The sequence below is a fragment of the Bacillus sp. FJAT-26390 genome (assembly GCF_001682865.1).
In the GTDB taxonomy this organism is placed as follows: Bacteria; Bacillota; Bacilli; order Paenibacillales; family Paenibacillaceae; genus Pristimantibacillus.
The window spans coordinates 263,740-280,877 of record NZ_MAQX01000001.1 but is presented as its reverse complement, the minus strand read 5'-3'; the positions used below and the strand labels follow the sequence as shown (position 1 = coordinate 280,877).

The window sequence follows — 17,138 nt, the reverse complement described above, 5'->3', positions numbered from 1 at the left end:
TTCCGTTACCCTCCATTTATGACGACTCTGCGTAATGCTTTTGCCATCGCCAGTCTGCCTAGCCCTACCAGTACGATGAACCAAATCAGCTGAATGGCGATGCCGATCAGCGCTTCATCCTTCGGTATGTGCCCGGAATAGACGCGAAACGGAAAATCAGCGGTCCAGCGGAACGGAAGCACGTAGACGATATTTTGCAGCCATGAGGGCATAAGCGGGACAGGTATGACCATGCCGGCCAAAAATTCGCCGATGACGCCGAACATAAGCAGCGAGCCTGCTGGGGATAACGTCACAAAGACCGAGATGTACATCAGCATGGAGAGCGAGACGATCATTAATAGTCCGAGAACGAGTGCAATTATAAACAACAATAAAGCAAGCGGGTCTGAAGGTGCCGGCATTTTGTAAGGCTGCGGCAAACAAAAGGCAACGACTAAAATAGGCATGCTTCTCAAAAGCGCGCTCGCCAGCCTTTGCGCGAGCAGCTTGGCATACCATAACCCATAAATGCCGCTTGGCCTGCAAAGCTCATACGCGATATTGCCCGTTGTAATAAGCTGGAACAGCTCATTGTCGCGAAACCACAGCATAATAAAAGCCAGGAAAGCTTGCTGCAGCCACACGTAGGTAATGAGCTGGCTTAATGTAATGGGCGGCTGTGTAGTCGCTCCGCTATAAAACGCTTCGAACACCATTATGATAATAAAACCCCAAAAAAACTGAGTAGCGATCCCCGCAAGCGCGGCCGTGCGGTATTGCAATCCGTTTGTGAGCCGCAGCTTAAAAACTGATACATACGCCTTCATTATATTTGGTGCTCCTTGTACAATTGTACGATCATATCTTCGATAGGCAGCGTATCAATCGTAACATCAAGGAGATCCACTTGTGCGGATAGGCCAATCAACAGTTCCGAAATCACGACCTCAGCCGTGTCGACGCTTAGCACGGCCCGCTCGGGGGACCATGATTCAATAACCGCGCCCGGTACCTGAAGCGGAACCGATTGATGGTTGTACAAGACGGTAATCGTCTTCTTTGTGCCGAATTGATTGCGAATTGCGCTCAAGCTTCCGTCATAAAGCAGCTTCCCTTTGCCGATCAGAATGATCCGATTCGCCAGCGCCTCAATGTCATTCATATCATGCGTGGTCAAAATAATGGTAACGCCCTTCTCCTCATTAATGGTGCGAATAAATCGGCGTACCGCGATTTTGGATACCGCATCGAGGCCAATCGTTGGCTCATCCAGAAACAGGACGCTTGGGCTGTGCAGCAGCGAGGCCGCAATTTCGCAGCGCATCCGCTGCCCTAGACTAAGCTGCCTGACGGGCATTTGGATAATTTCCTGCAGCTCCAGCGTTTCCGTGAGCAAAGCTAGCGTCTCTCTGTATTCCTGTTCTGGCACCTTGTAAATATCCCGAAGCAGATCAAACGAATCGATAACGGGCACATCCCACCATAGCTGCGATCGCTGGCCAAAAACAACGCCGATGTTTTTCACATACGCAACCCGGTCCTTCCACGGCGTGTATCCCATTACCGTGCAGAGGCCGCTGTCTGGAACGAGAATGCCGCTCATGACTTTAATAGTCGTAGATTTGCCGGCGCCGTTAGGCCCGATGTAACCTACAATCTCGCCGGGCTCAATCGAGAAAGAAATATCGTTAAGCGCTTCCACAACTTTATAATCCCTTTTAAACAATGCCTTTACTGCCTGCTTGACGCCAGACGAGCGCTTGGCTACTTGATACGATTTGCTTAACCCATGAACTGTTATCACTTTTGTTACCTCCGTGCAAGATTTGAGAGGGAAATATTAACATTGAATATATATAGTGTCAATCGTTTTCATATAAAAAAAATTAAAATCGCTCTCCATCAGCCATAAGGCCGAATAAAGAGCGATTCATATATGGAAAAACGATTAAGTTTTATTAAAAGTTGAAGACAAAATCATCGTCGTTCAAAGGCTCAACGTGAATCGTACGTACGTAGCCATTCCCTTTTTTGGAGAAGAAATCATGCTGCTTCGTATGTGTGCTTATACCGTTGAACACGATCGGGTTAACCGGCTCCTCAGGGAAATGAGGCTCCATGCCAAGGTTCATAAGCGCTTTGTTCGCATTGTAGCGGACGTACACATTCACTTCCTCAGCTAATCCAAGCGGAGCATACAGGTGCTCTGTATACACGATCTCGTTCTCGTAAAGCTCGTTCAGCAAAGCATACAACTCGATTTGAAGCTGTGCTTGCTCCTCGGGGCTAAATGTTTGGAACAGCTCTTGCGCCAGCACGCCAACGTATAGACCATGGATGCTTTCGTCGCGCAAAATCAAATCGATAATTTCGCCGCTGCTTGTCATTTTGCCTTGGCCTGCCAAGTAAAGCGGGTAGAAGAAGCCGCTGTAGAACAAGTAGCTTTCTAGAAATACGGAAGCTGCCATCGCTTTGTACAGCTCTTTTGGTCCCGTAATGTTCGAATACCATGAAGAAATGAGATTTGCTTTCTTTTGCAGCTGCTCATTTTGCTCTACCCATTGGAAAATTTCGTCGATCTCTTCCCCAGATGCGAGCGTTGTGAAAATACTGCTGTACGATTTGGCATGAATTTGCTCCATCATGGACATAAACGACAGAACTGCTTTACGCTGCAAGCCATCAACATGCTCCAAAATCTTCGGCATGCCGATGCCGCCTTGAATCGTATCAAGCAAGGTCAGACCGCCGAGCACGTTTTTGTATAGCGTGCGCTCCGCGTCGGTCATTTCCATCCAATCCATTTTGTCATCCGATAACGGAATCTCTTCATCCGTCCAAAATTGCATGACGTTTTGCTGCCAGAATGTTAGTGTGAAATCGTCATCCGGGCGGTTCCAGTTTACTGCTTTCATTTGGTGAGCTCCTTCTTTGCTACGTAAGCATCGATTAAAATTGATCTTAAACTGCGCAGCTCGTGCATTCCTCAACAGAAAGCCGCTTCGTTCTTGTGTAATAGAGCGATTTAAGCCCTTTTTGCGCAGCATAGACGTAGAAACGCGCCAGCTCGCGAGTGGTTACATTACTGTTTACGTGCAGTACGGATGAAATGCCTTGGTCAACGTGCTGCTGAATTTCTGCAATTAGATCAATCAGCTTGAACTGATCGATGTTGTATGCCGATTTGTAATAGAAGTAGTTGTCTTGCGACAAGTACGGCATTGGGTAATACGTTGTCGAGTTCGCGTAAGTACGCGTTTCGATGTGCTCTACGATCGGCATAACGCTTGACGTTGCATTTTGAATGTACGAAATGCTTTGTGTTGGCGCAATAGCCAGACGGTATGCATGGTATAGGCCGTGCTTTTGCACTTTCGCTTGCAGCTCTGCCCAATCCTCAGGCGATGGAATTTCCATGCCTTCGAACAATTCTTTCACTCTTGCAGTTTTTGGACGGAAATCGTTCTCTACATAACGAGTGAAATAAGTGCCTTTTGCATATTCGGAGCGTTCAAAATCTTTAAATGTAATGCCGCGCTCTTTGGCGATCTCCATGCTTTGCTCGATGGAGTAGTAGTTCATCATCATAAAGAATACGCCGGCAAAATCTTTCGCTTCTTCGCTTTCGTAAGCGATTTTGTTTTTAGCTAGGTAGCCGTTCAGGTTCATCGCGCCAAGACCGACAGAGTGAAGCTCTTCATTCGCTTTGCGAACGCCTGGAGCATTGTCGATATTGGACAAATCGCTGACCGTCGTCAAGGCTTCGATTCCAACGTGAACCGATTCCTTCACTTTCTTGTGCTCCATCACGTTAACAATGTTAAGTGAGGCAAGGTTGCAGCTAATATCGCGTTGAATAACATCGTCGAAGCCGTAATCTTTAATTTCCGAAGTCTCCTGCAGCTGGAATATTTCCGTGCACAGGTTGGACATTTTAATAGAGCCAATATCCTTCAAAGCATGAATGCTGTTGGCATTGGATTTGTTCATAATATATGGGTAGCCGGATTCTAGCTGAATCGAGGCGATTTTTGTCAGCATGTCGCGTGCGTTCATTACTTTTTTCTTCGTTACTAGCTCGTTAGCAAGCAATTCCTCGTACATTTCGTCCATATCCATGTCGTCGAGATGTTTGCCGTAAGCTTTTTGTACGGAATGTGGGCCAAATACGAAAAGCGGCTTGTTTTGTGCAGCAAGCTCATAAAATTTATTAGGAATAATAAGGCCGATGGACAACGTTTTAATACGCGCCTTCTCGTCAGCATTAATTTTTTTGCAATCAAGGAATTCAATAATATCCCAGCCGAAAATATTGTAATAGCCAGCGCCCGAACCTTTGCGTTGACCCATTTGATCCGCATAGGAGAAAGCATCCTCCATCAGCTTCAGTACAGGCATAATGCCCTTCGCTGCGCCTTCAACGCCTTTGATAGGCTCGCCGCGTCCACGAAGCTTCGACAGGTTGACCGCAACGCCTCCGCCGATTTTGGAAAGCTGCATACATGTGCCCAGCACGTAGTTAATGGAGTTAAGAGAGTCGTCCATTTCGAGCAGGAAGCAAGAAACCATTTCGCCGCGGCGGCTCTTGCCCGCGTTCAGGAAGGTTGGTGTAGCAGGCTGCAAGCGTTGGTCGATCATCGCTTCGGCTATACGGAGCGCTCTAGCTGCATCTCCTTCGCCTAGGTGCAAAGCAACGATAGATACACGATCGGAGTATTGCTCCAAGTACTGCGCTTTGTTGTTTGTTTTCATTGCATAGTCTTTGTAGAACTTTGATGCTGCCATATACGATTGGAATTCGAAGCCGCTGTTCGCCGTTAGCGTAAATACAGCCTCAACCTGCTCATACGTATATTTTTCAAATACATTATCGTAATAGTCGTTCTCGATTAAATAGTCTAGCTTGTGACGAAGGGAGTCGAACTTCACGCTCTTCTCTTCTACTTCTTCCATAAATGCGGCAACAGCCTCTTTATCTTTATCCAGCTGGTAAAATCCGTCTGCACCGCGCTGCATCAACTCGTTATTCAGTTCAATATGCTTCAATGGTTCGCACCCTTTCGACAAAATGTTGCGTATCTTGATTCGTACCTGATAGCTCAAACTTCAAAATCACGGGAACATCGTACTTTTGTGAGATCGTATCCGCGCTCTTTGCGAACCCGGCACCCCAGTTGCGGTTGCCGCTGGCAGAAACGCCGCGGAGCATTTCGGAGTTGGTTTCCAGAAACGAAGTGACCTTCTCCGGAACTTGTCCGAACCCAGTTGTGTACGTGACCAGCACGAACGGCTCGTCCACTTCTTCCTTCTCATCGATCGGCACTGCCCGCATATTCAATTTTTTGATGAAACGCTTGACATTGCCTGTTTTGGAATCATAGACGACTAGCATAACACGTTCGCTCCCCTACTGAAAATAAGCAATTAAAAAGCGCTTCTGACTAGCATTTTCGTCAGCTGCGCTTGTTCATGATTTACCAAGGGCTAATCATTAAAGGCACTCATCTACATCAATATGTAGTTTGTGTTTTTGATTCTACATCAATATATAGGAGTAGTCAATGAAAATTATGGAGAAAATATTAATCTATTTTTTTGACGCACTCGACTATTTTACCAGATGAGGATATGATGGGATAGTGACATTTTATTGATATTTTGGAGGCCCAGATGAACGTTAAAACAACCGCAGAACAAATGCGAGAATCGATCGAAAAACTGTTCAAAGATGCCGGATATTCGGTGCCGGAGCTGCTAATTTACATCGAAAAGTTAGAAAATGAACAGGAGCAAATGGCTCAAACCATCAAAAACATGAGGCTTGATTCCATCCGCAAAGCGTCTGCTGAAGCAGGAATGAACAGCCGGTTAAAGGATGCCCTTCGCGAATAGATAAGGTAGCGAAACACAAGATCTAGCGATATGCAACCATCTATCCCTAGATAACCAATAGCACTTCTCGTTCACCTAAGCTCCGCTGATAAAAAAATGCAATCAACTCATTTTTCGACAGCATTCGACCCGAATACAACATATAGAAGCTGGCGGCCATGCTCCGCCAAGCCCGCATTCGCAATCCATGCGACCACAAGATGTAGTCCCCCGAGCAGCATAAACATGAGCAAAGGTCGCTATCAACCTTACTCACACCACGATTCCACCCAATAAGTCCATCATCCATGCCTGCAACTCAAGCCACCCAAATCAAAAAAGGGTTGTCCCATAAAGTCGTAACAGACCTTATGTGACACCCTTCGCTATTCCTGTAGCTATTTGACAGCTGCGAAGAACAGACGCTCTGACTCGCTCGTTGCCGGAAGCAGCTCGAAATCGGCGTAGCGATCGACCGTTTGAAAGCCTGCGCGGCGCAAAGCGGACTCGATCCAGTCCGGATCGTATGCACGCTGCACATGCGATTCCTCAAAACGATTGAACTTTGAGTCGCGATCACGCGAGAAAATCGTTAAATGATGCTCGATCTCGCAGCGCTCCTCCTCAAAATCGCATGTCCATATATATGCGACATCGCGTTCATCAAGCACAAAGGGCTGCTCCTCCGCATAACGAATGAGCTGCTTTGGCGGATGCATGTCGAAGAGGAAGGTTCCGCCGCTGCGCAAGCCAGCGAATGTAGCACGGAAGGCAGCCTCGATATCCGCTTCCTCCGTCAAGTAGTTCAAGCAATCGCAAAACGAAATGACCGTATCCATTGGCTCCTGGAGCTCCCATTCGCGCATGTCCTGATTAAGCCACCGGATAGAGCCTGGACGCGGTCTTGTGACCTGCTGAGGCGTCTCATCCCACTTGCTGCGGGCAACGGTAAGCATGTCTGAAGACAGGTCAATGCCGTATACTTGAAAGCCTGAACGGGCTAGCGGTATAGATATGCTCCCAGTACCGCAGCCTAGGTCTACAACCGTGGAAGGCATGCCGTAACGCGACCAAGCCGCTCTTGCAAAGCCCAACCATTCCGCGTAGGGCATGTCCTCCATTAGCTGGTCGTAGACTGTCGCGAACTGCCCGTAAGAGCGTGTCATTGCTCATCAGCTCCTTCAGAACCGGAACTGGAGGACTGTGTCTCAGCCGTTTGGCCAGCTGCTTCCGCAGTCGGTTCAACAGCCAAATACGTCCAGCTGCCTTTCTGAGTGACTAGCCTTTCTCGCATCAGCTTGCCTAACGCGCGCTTGAACGCACCTTTGCTAATCCCGAATTTTTGTTTAATAATGTCGGCATCTGTTTGATCAGAGTATGGCATCCCGCCGCCTGGTCTTTCCTTAATAAAGGCTAGAATACGATCGGCGTCCTCTATTCTTCCAACTTCCTTGCGCTGCGCCATCGAGAGATTAGCTCTTCCATCTTCCCGTATGAACGTTACGCGTGCGCTTACGCGCTCTCCCAACCGCAGCGGTCTAATCCGCTCAGCGCTTGGAATAAGCCCATATACGCCAAACCCAACAACGCCGCCGTCGATGATGACGAATGAGCCTAGCTGCAGCGTCTTCGTTACCCAGCCTTCGACCCATTGGTTGTTCCAGCTCTCCGGTGCAGGGAATACAAGCTCCGAAAGCTCTTCTTCAAAAGCGATCTTAGCGACCAGCCGCCCGATTTTGTCATGTTTCATCACAACAAACACTTCGTCGCCCGGAAGCGGCCTGTATTCAATGCTCTCAGGAAGCTCCGAAAGCGGCAGCAGCAATTGTCTGCCTAAGCCCATTTCCAGAAAACATCCCAATCTCGGATGAACGTCCGCTACCTGCAGCCGAGCAAGCTCGCCTAATTGAAGGAGCGGCTTCTTCATCGTTGCCGCCAAACGGTCCTCCGAATCATAGAACAAAAAGGCTTCCACTTGGTCGCCGATTTTTGGCTTGGAGCCGACGAGCTCGGTATAGTGCATCAGCACATCCGATTCTCCGTCGCTGAGGAAATAACCGTAGGGCGACACTTCACGTGCCACCCTTAAGGTTTGTGTAGTGCCCGCTACAAAACTCATGCGAACTCCACAACCTTCGCATCCGACCATAGACGCTCAATGTTATAGTATTCACGCTCATCGCGATGGAAGACGTGTACGATAACATCGCCTAGATCGATTAGTACCCATCTTGCCGAATCCATACCTTCAATGCCGCGAATGCGAGTGCCGTTTTTCTCAGCTTGCTTGCGGATCTCGGTTGCAATGGCTTGCACCTGTGTATCCGAGTTACCGCTGCAGATTACGAAATAATCCGCCACCAATGAAATTTCCTTCAAGTTCAAAGCAACTACCCGTACCGCTTTTTTGTCTTCTGCTGCCGCGACCGTGATTTGTAGCAACTCATCCGAATGTACCGCCATAGCTCAGCCTCCTGTTATTTTCTATATTATTCCAATAAACCGTTTCGCGCTTCTATCGTTAGCGGAAATATACGTTTTCCTTTTTCTAATAAGAAGGAAATAGTAGAATTAAAGCCTGCTACCAAAGCTTGATTCAAATCCTGCTCGCTTAACTCTCGAATGTTCGACACGCCCGGAAAATCCCGCCCAGGCTCCATATAATCAGCCAGACATACGATTTTTTCGAGCTTCGACATTCCGCGCCGACCAGACGTATGGTACCGGATCGCATCAAGCACCTCGGCATCGGTGACGCCATATTCATGCTCGGCAACCCAAGCTCCAACAGGCGCGTGCCACAACTCTTTATCATATTGCAGCAGGATGGATGGCAGGGCTTGGTCACGAATGACCTGCTCCATGCGCTCTACCTTCCAATACTTAGCCACATCATGCAAAATGGCAGCCAGCTCAGCGCGTACCGGGTCCTCCCCAAATCTGCTAGCCAGGATAACCGACGTTTCCATGACTCCCTGCGTGTGAAGCCATCTCCGCTCCGGCATTTCAGCTTTCACCTTGTCGATCATTTGCTCACGATTCATACAAATTGTACCTCCTCATGTAGCTATTCACCGAATCCGGCACTAAATACTGGACGGATTGCCCGGCATTCGCCCTGCTTCTAATCGCGGTGGACGAAATATCGATGCCCGGCATATGAATCAGCTGTATCCGCTCCTGCAAAAAAAGCGGCAGCGCCGCAATATCAACGGGCTCGTCCGGACGCTCTAATCCGATAAAGGTGATTTGTGCAGCGAGCTGCTCAATCCGATACCATTGCGGGAGATCATTAATCCGGTCCGACCCGATAATGTAGGAAAATGAATCGTTAGGATAGAGCTTCTGAAGCTCCATCACCGTATCGTAGGAATAGCTTACTCCGCCGCGTTGCAATTCAATATCAAACGCGCGGAAGGAAGCATTGCTTTCAATTGCCCCGCAAACCATCTCGTAACGCCGCTGTCCGCTAACGCCCGGTTCATTCGCTTTGAGCGGAGGACCGTAAGACGGAATGAACCATACCTCATGCAGATCACATTGCTCGCGCGCCATTTCTGCTGCGATCAAATGACCGATATGGATGGGATCGAAGGTTCCGCCCATAATACCAATCTTACTCACTTATCGAACTCCTCCTGACATCAAGCACAATAAGGCTAACTAGCAGCTCCTGCGCAATATAGTATGCCCATTTTCCCAGCTTTTGATGGTTATCATTATTTGCGGGCGGCGCTAGGAAGCTCGATTTGTTTGTTGTCCTTCGATTCCTTGTAAAGGACAATCGTCTTGCCGATCACTTGAACCAGCTCCGCGCCGGCTGCTGCTGCAACCTCTGCGCCGATTTCCCTTGGATCGTCTAGGCAATTGTTAAGCACGGACACTTTAATGAGCTCCCGTGATTCGATAGCCTCTTCGATGTGACGAACGAGGTGATCGTTGGTGCCGCCTTTGCCAACCTGGAAAATAGGCGTCAAATGGTGAGCGAGTGATCTTAAATAACGTTTTTGTTTACCTGTAAGCATGTATATGTTCCTTCTTTCATCTCAATAATTCGTCTGCTTGTTGCCATTATGAATGTCTTATGAGCTTTGCAATGCAGCCAGTACGGTTTCCCGCATCGCTGCGACCGGGGCAGGCTGGCCCGTCCAATATTCGAAGGCATATGCGCCTTGATAAATGAACATCCCTAAACCGCCGTGAATACGGCAGCCCCGCAGCTCAGCTTGCTGTAAAAAGGTTGTTTTTAAAGGATTGTATATTAAATCGCTTGCAACCGCACCCGGCTTCAGCCAGCTTGCATCAATCGGAGACTCATCCGTTTTCGGGAACATCCCTACGGATGTCGTGTTTATGACGATATCCGCTTGCCCGCAAGCGGCTTGCAGCTCCTCATTCGAGATCGCCTCGATTTCCGATTGGTCTTGAAACAACGCTGCCAGCTCGCGCGCGCGATCTACAGAACGATTAGCGATCGTGATTCGAGAAGGCTGCTCGCCCGTCAAGGCATACACAATTCCGCGTGCTGCTCCGCCTGCTCCAATTACGACGATACGCTTGCCGGCAAGGTCGCTCTCCGCTTCTTCCTTAAGAGAGCGCACGTACCCGATTCCATCCGTATTATAACCGATAAGCCGTCCTGCTTCATTTACGATCGTATTGACTGCGCCTATCGCCCGTGCTCCAGCGTCAATCTCATCCAATACGGACATGATGTCCAGCTTGTGAGGGATCGTGACATTAACGCCGCGAATGCCCATCGCCCTCACGCCTGCTGCAAAATCCTGTATACGATCGCTCGTCACGTGAAAAGCGTTATAAACGCCATTAATTCCCGTTTCCCGAAAGGCACGGTTCATCATGATCGGTGATTTTGAATGCCGAATCGGATCGCCGATTACCCCATACAAAACGGTATTGCTATCAATCCGGTTTCCTGCGCTCATATTCGTCACAGTGAATTCCCCTTCCAAGGCCATGTCTTTAGATCATCGAGTCGCGAAGCATAACTTTAACGCCCTTCGGCGCATAAATATCAATAACCGCTCCGCCGGTACCGTTCACTTGAATCCAGCCAAGACCGGAAATAAATACATCCTTGTTCAAGCCGCGCTTCACGCGAAGCGAATGCCTTGTCCATGCCGGAATCGTCTCGAGCTCCTCGAGGCTAGGTCCGCCAAGCAATTGGCCTCGGTGATCCGAATAAAGCTCATCGGCGCGCTCCAGCTTCGTACGGTGCATGTTAAGCGCATTCGATACGTAGAACGTAAACGATTGGCGGTCGCCTTCGACGAAATCGAAACGCACTAGGCTGCCAATGAACAGCGTCTGGCCCGAGTTTAATTGATAGACAAGCGGCTTAATCGGCTTGTCCGGCAATAGAGAGCCAAGAAAGCTGCGCGGCACAACTTCCGTCATACGCGATGAATAGACGATGCCCGGCGTATCGATAATGGCTTTGCCATCCTCCAGCGGAATATGAACAGCATCCAGCGTCGTTCCCGGGTAGCGGGACGTCGTAAGTTCACGTTCCATATCGCTGTAATCGCGAATGAGTCGGTTAATTAACGTGGACTTGCCGACATTCGTTGCGCCGACCACATAAACATCGCGGCCGTTCCGATATTGCTCAAGCGCTTCAATGACACGCTCAAAGCCCATATTGCGCTTCGCACTGCAAAGGACGACATCGACCGTCCGCAGCCCTTCTTCCTTCGCTTGCTTCTGTACCCAGTTCCGAAGCCGATTCACATTCATCGCTTTCGGCAGCAGATCAATTTTGTTCACGACAAGCAGCACCGGATTGTTGCCGACAAAGCGCTGCAAGCCTGAGATCAAGCTTCCTTCAAAATCGTACAAATCGACAATATGCACGACAAGGCTGTCCGTATTTCCAATGCTGCCAAGCAATTTTAAGAAGTCATCCTGATCAACCGCAACGGATGACGCTTCATTATAATTTCGAATACGGAAGCATCTCTGGCAAATAACCGGATCGCGTCCATTAGCCGCTTCCGGCAAGTATCCTGGCAATTCAACACTTTTTGTCTGCAGCGCCACGCCGCAGCCCGCACATGAGCCAGATGTCTGACTTAGTTGTTGTTCCATTACTTTGTTTCCCCCTCATACCATAACCCTTTTTTCCTCAAACGCACTAATGCAAACCGTTCAATCCGGCGATTCACTCGTGTCATGATCCCTTCGTCTAAGGGAGCAATCGGCGTTACAAGAATGGTGTACAGTCCCATTCGATTGCCGCCAAGCACGTCCGTCAGCATTTGGTCGCCGATAACGACCGCATGCTCAGCAGCCAGCCCAAGTACGCCAAGCGCTCTCCGGAACGATTTCCCTGCTGGCTTGCGCGCGGCATGAATATATGGAATATTCAGCGGCGAAGCAAATTTACCGACACGTGTTTCATTATTATTAGAGACGATAACGACCTGAAAGCCCCGTGAGCGCACGTAATCAAGCCACTGCACAAGCTCAGGCGTTGCTAGCGCCTCCTTCGCACCGACGAGCGTATTATCCAGATCCGTAATGATGCCGCGAACGCCTCTTGCATGCAGCTCATCTAAGTTAATTTCATACACTGTATTAACGCGCATATGCGGCAACAGCCGTTCAAACATATTGGAGATCCCTCTGCTTTCTGCCTGCTATCTTACGAAACTATACCATACAAACCAAATTTGTTGCAAAAAAATACCGCTGCCAATTTCACTGGCGCGCGGTATTTGTTCAAATTATGGCGAATAATGTTACCTGAGCTGATCAATTAATGATTTCACCTTCAGTACAAAACGATCAGCTTCCTCGTTCGTTGCCATGATCGGGCTATACTTAGCTTGTTCAAAACGGTCTAGCACCGTTTTAAAGTCATCGCGCAGCCGCTTCTGGCTTTGGGACCAACGCATAACGGCCTCCCGCAGCGTTTCATGATCCTCGCGCTCCATGCCGCGTTTCTTGCAAACGCGAAGCAGCTTCTGCGTCTCCAGTACAATTCGGTCATTGGAGGTGTAACTGCCATGACGGAGCTTGCGGAAGAAAACAATAACTTTGGTGCGCCTGACGAACAGCCAAACCGCTGCAACTACAGCAAGCAGCGCTACTGCGCTCCATGTCCAAATTCGCGCATTCGATTTGCTTGCCGATTGGACCGATTCAGTCGAAGCTTCCGTATCCGTATCAATCTCAGGCAAAACTTCCTTCTCTTCTTCTGCGAACGAATAAGGGAATGAGAAGCCAGCCGTCGCTTCAAAGGGAATCCAACCGAAGCCTTCAAAGTAGATTTCTACCCAAGAATGGGCGTCGGAATTGCGTACCGTATAGGTGCCGGCTCCGCTAGGATTAACATCCTCCCTGAATTCGGTAGGTGGACCGAAGTCGCTTGCCGGAAGCGCGCCGGGAGCGAAACCTTTAACCCATCTAGTAGGGAGACCAAGGCTTCGCGCCATTACCGCCATCGAAGTGGAGAAATAATCGCAATAACCTTCCTTTAGCTCAAACAAGAACTGGTCAACAAAGTCTGATGTGGAGCCTGTAAGTTTCGTTTCATCCGGCTTATTGTTGTAGTTATAATTGAGCCTTAAATAAGTTTCCAGCAACTTGGCCTTATCGTAATCATTGGTTGCCTCAGCAGTTACGTCCATCGCTAACTGCTTTACGCGATCTGGCAGCGTATCCGGCACTTGCAAATAATAACGATTGCTTGCCGCTTCAGCTTTATTCGTCCATCCAGCTTTAGCTTTTTTGAGCAGCTCCTCGTCCAGAACAGGCACGGAGGAGGTGACCGAGTAGGTTTTCGGATAGATACGGTTTTTCATTGACCAATTCAGCAGCCTCAGCTCATTGGTATCAGGCACCCAAATATAGCCAGTCGGAATTTCCTTCTGGTCATCGTTGATCCAGTTCACCTTCGTAAGCGGTGCGGCAGCGAACAACACCGGATACGTATCCTTGCGAATCATCGTAACGATTTGATTGATTTCTAACGTTCCCGCCACGGGCGGCTCGTCTAACGAGGAAAGCACTTGCCCCTTCTGCACGCCGGTAACGCCTCTTTCTGATTGCCCAACTTCCGCGTTTACCCAGCCTTCCCCTGTATAGAAGTTTTTCGACTCCCCGCGCCAGTAGCTGCGATGCGATGTGGTAACCGTCATCATCGGTGAATAATCGTACTCGAATCCTCCGCCGAGTTTTTGATCATTTCTGCTGTAGCCGGAACTCGCGCTTGCCGTACTTCCGGGAGTGACCGAATCTGCCCCTTTATCGCCAAGAAATACTTCTACCTTCTCGCCCTTCGATTCCTTCCAGATCGTATATGGATCCTGCAAAATCGGAGATAATGACGGCATGTTCAGTCCGACAATCATAAGCACTGATAGTACGAGCGCAATTGGCAATATTAATTGAAGCGGATATTCAATAAGCTCCTTCCAGCTGTTCGGATGCTCCCGCTTCAGCCTCGACATATGGCTTGCCACAAGCCATAGCAGCCCAATGAATACGACCATCCCTACCTCATCCCATAGCCAGATTGGCGTAAAGGAATCCGCTATGGTCAGAACCAGTATGCTTACCCCAACAAACCCGAACATCCGAATCCGTGTGGTCGTCCAAATGCCAAACAAAATATGCAGCAAAAGCAGCGCGGCGCTTATCCAAATATAAGGGTTCAGCTGTACGACATGCGCTTGCAGCCACCAGATCCATTCATCCCAGCGCTGCGGGCTCGCAACAAGCCAATCCATTCTGGCTAATTGGGTTGTAATAAAAATGGCTGTGCATATTTTAAGAACTAGGTTCAAATATCGGAAACGAAGCGGCAGCAGCACATCGATGGCGGCAGCTGCAAATAACGTATAATATGCGATTTCGTATGTCTCGTCCCACCAATAGCCCTCAAATATAGAAATCGTATTCGTCAGGATAATAGCGATAAAAATAAATCTCAGCTTCTCATACCAGTCAGCCGTAATATAGCTGCCGATCGATTTTAATACTTGCCTCATGCAATTCCACTCCCTTCCAGAGCGGCTGGGAGCTCCTGCAGCTGACGAATTTCAAATACCGGCCATCCGCGTTCACGCATCATAAGCTTCCAAGAAGTATTATGGCTTAACCGATCAACCGAGGAGGAGATATGAAGCATGCAAGGCGTAATGCCTTTCCGGGAAAGCCATTCCATGCTCCGAATGATATCGGCGCCAACGTCAGGTGTAACGACGACGGCAAAGCTTCCGGACTCAAGGATGGAATCCGCACGCGCAAGCGACGCATAAAGCGGCCGAGCTGCATCCGCATCAACGAAGGTTAAGTGCTTCATAAGCAAATTCCGTTGATCGAGGCCTGCTTTGGGCGGAATCATCGTCATCGTCTCGCCTATCGATAGCAAGCCCATCGCGGTATCGTCCTTCAAGCCATTTTCGAGCAGCGAGGCTGCCGCAGACACGGCAAGCTCAAAACGCGTCGCGAGCTCGCCGCCATAGGCGTCAGGATGGCGATCGAGAATGACAACCGTACGCGGGAGCGATTCGCGCTCAAATGCTTTTGACTTCCACTCGCCGGTCTTTGCCGTCGCATTCCAATGAACGCGCGATAAGCGGTCGCCGTACAAATATTCGCGGACACCGTTAATTTGCGTCGTCTCCTTCGCGGAACGAGAGGCGATGGCATGGGAATAAGGACCGCGTATGCCTCGTTGGATCCCATTCCACTGCCTAAGCGGAACGGTCTGCGGCAACACGTTAAATACCGTTTCGGTTCCAAACCGGCCCGAATGCTCAAACAAACCGAATACATCATAAGACAAGCATTGCGTATGCGTGAACCGGTACTCCCCGCGCTGCAAGGGCGGCGTCTGATAGGCAACCTGGCCTGCGCGCTTCCAATTCGGAACAAAGGAGGTCTCGAACGCAAGCCGCTGCCCGTTATGACGCTGCAGCTGATCTCTTACGATGACATAAGGAAGCGGATAAAAGCCTGGAATCTTCACATGCAGATTCACATCAAGCGAGCTCCCGGCAGATAATGATTGGTCAAGGGCGGACGAGCCCGGTGCTGTATAGCTTCTGCTGCCCGATACTTTATTAATGCCGCTCCATCTGCCAAGCACCAAGTAGATGAGCAGTAAATTTAAAATCATAAAGAGCATGATCGCGGTTTTGCCGCCTTGGAATAAAAAATAAAAAAGACTGGTCAAATAAATAATAGCGACAAGCTGCCACCGCAGCTTCGTAGATTTAGCCGCTGTCATCGGACTAACGCTCTAGCCGAACCGGCACTTTCGTGGACTGAATCACCTGCGAGATGATATCCTCCGCTTTCAGCCCGTTCATTCTAGCTTCCGTTCGTAGTAGCAGTCTATGCGACAATACGTATGGAGCAAGCTCCTTTACATCGTCAGGCGTCACGAATTGACGCTGCTGGATGTATGCGCTCGCTTTAGCGGCACGCGCCAGCGCCAGTGCCGCTCGGGGGCTAGCACCAAGCATGACGCTGCCATGCTCTCTAGTTCCTCTTATTAGGCCTACCAAATATTTTCCGACAGCCTCATCGATATGAACCTGCTGCACTTGATCCTGTATATGGATCATATCATTGATGTTGATCATCGCCTCAATTCGATCGGACGGATGTATTCCTTCATTAGATAACACCATTCGCTGCTCGTCGGATTCGCTCGGATAACCGAGTGACAGCTTCATCATGAATCGGTCAAGCTGCGCCTCAGGAAGCGTATACGTGCCTTCGAACTCAATCGGGTTTTGTGTAGCAAGCAGAACGAACGGGCGCGGCAGCTCGTACGTATCTCCGTCAACCGTCACATGCCCTTCCTCCATCGCCTCAAGCAAAGCGGACTGCGTCTTCGTAGTCGCACGGTTGATCTCATCGGCGAGCAATATATTAGCCATTACTGGACCTGGACGAAATAAAAAGGTTTCTTGCTTGGGATGATAGATGGAAACGCCAGTAATATCGGTAGGAAGCAAGTCCGGATTGCATTGAATGCGGCGGAATTGGCCGCCGATTGATTTTGCCAGCGCTTTCACTAATTGTGTCTTGCCTGTGCCCGGCACATCCTCTAATAACACGTGTCCGCCTGCAATAACGGCGATGAGCAATCTTTGGATCTCTTCCTGTTTGCCAAGGATACAAGATTCTAAGTTTCGAAGAATAGTAGCGCATAATTGCATGTCTGCAGGACGAATATCCATTTCATAACCTCCCAAAATAACGCCTAAGTTCATACTCAATACTACTATTTTACAGTACTTCCTTTG

At 49.2% G+C, this 17,138-nt stretch carries 18 protein-coding genes; 1 reads left to right on the top strand and 17 read right to left on the bottom strand.

The annotated features are described in order from the left end of the window. Window positions 1-5: 5 nt before the first annotated feature. The 5 genes from A7975_RS01265 to nrdI all read right to left on the bottom strand — a co-directional run bounded on the left by A7975_RS01265 (window position 6) and on the right by nrdI (window position 5,374). Complete coding sequence (locus A7975_RS01265; RefSeq protein ID WP_065383911.1) at window positions 6-809, bottom strand: ABC transporter permease; 804 nt, start codon at window positions 807-809, stop codon at window positions 6-8. Continuing rightward, window positions 809-1,786 carry an ABC transporter ATP-binding protein gene (locus A7975_RS01260; protein ID WP_065383910.1) on the bottom strand — a complete coding sequence of 326 codons (978 nt, stop codon included), beginning with the start codon at window positions 1,784-1,786 and terminating at the stop codon, window positions 809-811. The genes A7975_RS01265 and A7975_RS01260 overlap by 1 nt, the downstream gene beginning before the upstream one ends. A 154-nt stretch (window positions 1,787-1,940) precedes the next feature. Continuing rightward, window positions 1,941-2,897, bottom strand: coding sequence for a class 1b ribonucleoside-diphosphate reductase subunit beta (gene nrdF, locus A7975_RS01255; RefSeq protein ID WP_065383909.1), 957 nt, complete (start codon window positions 2,895-2,897; stop codon window positions 1,941-1,943). 46 nt (window positions 2,898-2,943) lie between these two features. After that, window positions 2,944-5,028, bottom strand: coding sequence for a class 1b ribonucleoside-diphosphate reductase subunit alpha (nrdE, locus tag A7975_RS01250; protein WP_053375391.1), 2,085 nt, complete (start codon window positions 5,026-5,028; stop codon window positions 2,944-2,946). Next, the gene (gene nrdI, locus A7975_RS01245) at window positions 5,015-5,374 is read right to left on the bottom strand and encodes a class Ib ribonucleoside-diphosphate reductase assembly flavoprotein NrdI (RefSeq protein WP_053375390.1); all 360 of its coding nucleotides are present in this window, start codon (window positions 5,372-5,374) and stop codon (window positions 5,015-5,017) included. Before nrdI ends, nrdE begins: the two co-directional genes overlap by 14 nt. 278 nt (window positions 5,375-5,652) lie before the next feature. On the opposite strand from nrdI, the gene A7975_RS01240 reads away from it, so the two are divergent. Further along, window positions 5,653-5,874: a hypothetical protein gene (locus A7975_RS01240; RefSeq protein WP_065383908.1), complete on the top strand. Its 222-nt coding sequence runs from the start codon at window positions 5,653-5,655 to the stop codon at window positions 5,872-5,874. A gap of 377 nt (window positions 5,875-6,251) precedes the next feature. On the opposite strand, the gene A7975_RS01235 is transcribed toward A7975_RS01240, so the two are convergent. From A7975_RS01235 to A7975_RS01180, 12 genes are all read right to left on the bottom strand, one after another. Beyond that, window positions 6,252-7,019, bottom strand: coding sequence for a class I SAM-dependent DNA methyltransferase (locus tag A7975_RS01235; RefSeq protein ID WP_065383907.1), 768 nt, complete (start codon window positions 7,017-7,019; stop codon window positions 6,252-6,254). After that, the gene (locus A7975_RS01230) at window positions 7,016-7,972 is read right to left on the bottom strand and encodes a CvfB family protein (protein WP_053375387.1); all 957 of its coding nucleotides are present in this window, start codon (window positions 7,970-7,972) and stop codon (window positions 7,016-7,018) included. The genes A7975_RS01235 and A7975_RS01230 overlap by 4 nt, the downstream gene beginning before the upstream one ends. After that, the gene (rsfS, locus tag A7975_RS01225; RefSeq protein WP_053375386.1) at window positions 7,969-8,316 is read right to left on the bottom strand and encodes a ribosome silencing factor; all 348 of its coding nucleotides are present in this window, start codon (window positions 8,314-8,316) and stop codon (window positions 7,969-7,971) included. Before rsfS ends, A7975_RS01230 begins: the two co-directional genes overlap by 4 nt. A gap of 26 nt (window positions 8,317-8,342) precedes the next feature. Then, window positions 8,343-8,897, bottom strand: a complete 555-nt coding sequence (yqeK, locus tag A7975_RS01220) for a bis(5'-nucleosyl)-tetraphosphatase (symmetrical) YqeK (protein ID WP_065383906.1) — start codon at window positions 8,895-8,897, stop codon at window positions 8,343-8,345. Next, on the bottom strand, window positions 8,887-9,477 hold the full coding sequence (nadD, locus tag A7975_RS01215; protein WP_231637499.1) for a nicotinate-nucleotide adenylyltransferase: 591 nt from the start codon (window positions 9,475-9,477) through the stop codon (window positions 8,887-8,889). Before nadD ends, yqeK begins: the two co-directional genes overlap by 11 nt. 95 nt (window positions 9,478-9,572) lie before the next feature. After that, a complete protein-coding gene (gene yhbY, locus A7975_RS01210; RefSeq protein WP_053375384.1) occupies window positions 9,573-9,878 on the bottom strand; it encodes a ribosome assembly RNA-binding protein YhbY in 306 nt (101 codons plus the stop codon). A gap of 57 nt (window positions 9,879-9,935) precedes the next feature. Next, a complete protein-coding gene (gene aroE, locus A7975_RS01205; protein ID WP_065384779.1) occupies window positions 9,936-10,799 on the bottom strand; it encodes a shikimate dehydrogenase in 864 nt (287 codons plus the stop codon). Between the two features lie 37 nt (window positions 10,800-10,836). Further along, window positions 10,837-11,961: a ribosome biogenesis GTPase YqeH gene (gene yqeH, locus A7975_RS01200; RefSeq protein WP_053375383.1), complete on the bottom strand. Its 1,125-nt coding sequence runs from the start codon at window positions 11,959-11,961 to the stop codon at window positions 10,837-10,839. Beyond that, complete coding sequence (locus A7975_RS01195; RefSeq protein ID WP_053375382.1) at window positions 11,961-12,485, bottom strand: YqeG family HAD IIIA-type phosphatase; 525 nt, start codon at window positions 12,483-12,485, stop codon at window positions 11,961-11,963. The genes yqeH and A7975_RS01195 overlap by 1 nt, the downstream gene beginning before the upstream one ends. A gap of 129 nt (window positions 12,486-12,614) precedes the next feature. Next, window positions 12,615-14,867, bottom strand: coding sequence for a transglutaminase TgpA family protein (locus tag A7975_RS01190; protein WP_065383905.1), 2,253 nt, complete (start codon window positions 14,865-14,867; stop codon window positions 12,615-12,617). Continuing rightward, the gene (locus A7975_RS01185) at window positions 14,864-16,111 is read right to left on the bottom strand and encodes a DUF58 domain-containing protein (protein WP_065383904.1); all 1,248 of its coding nucleotides are present in this window, start codon (window positions 16,109-16,111) and stop codon (window positions 14,864-14,866) included. The genes A7975_RS01190 and A7975_RS01185 overlap by 4 nt, the downstream gene beginning before the upstream one ends. 4 nt (window positions 16,112-16,115) lie before the next feature. Beyond that, on the bottom strand, window positions 16,116-17,072 hold the full coding sequence (locus A7975_RS01180) for an AAA family ATPase (RefSeq protein ID WP_065383903.1): 957 nt from the start codon (window positions 17,070-17,072) through the stop codon (window positions 16,116-16,118). Window positions 17,073-17,138 lie beyond the last annotated feature (66 nt).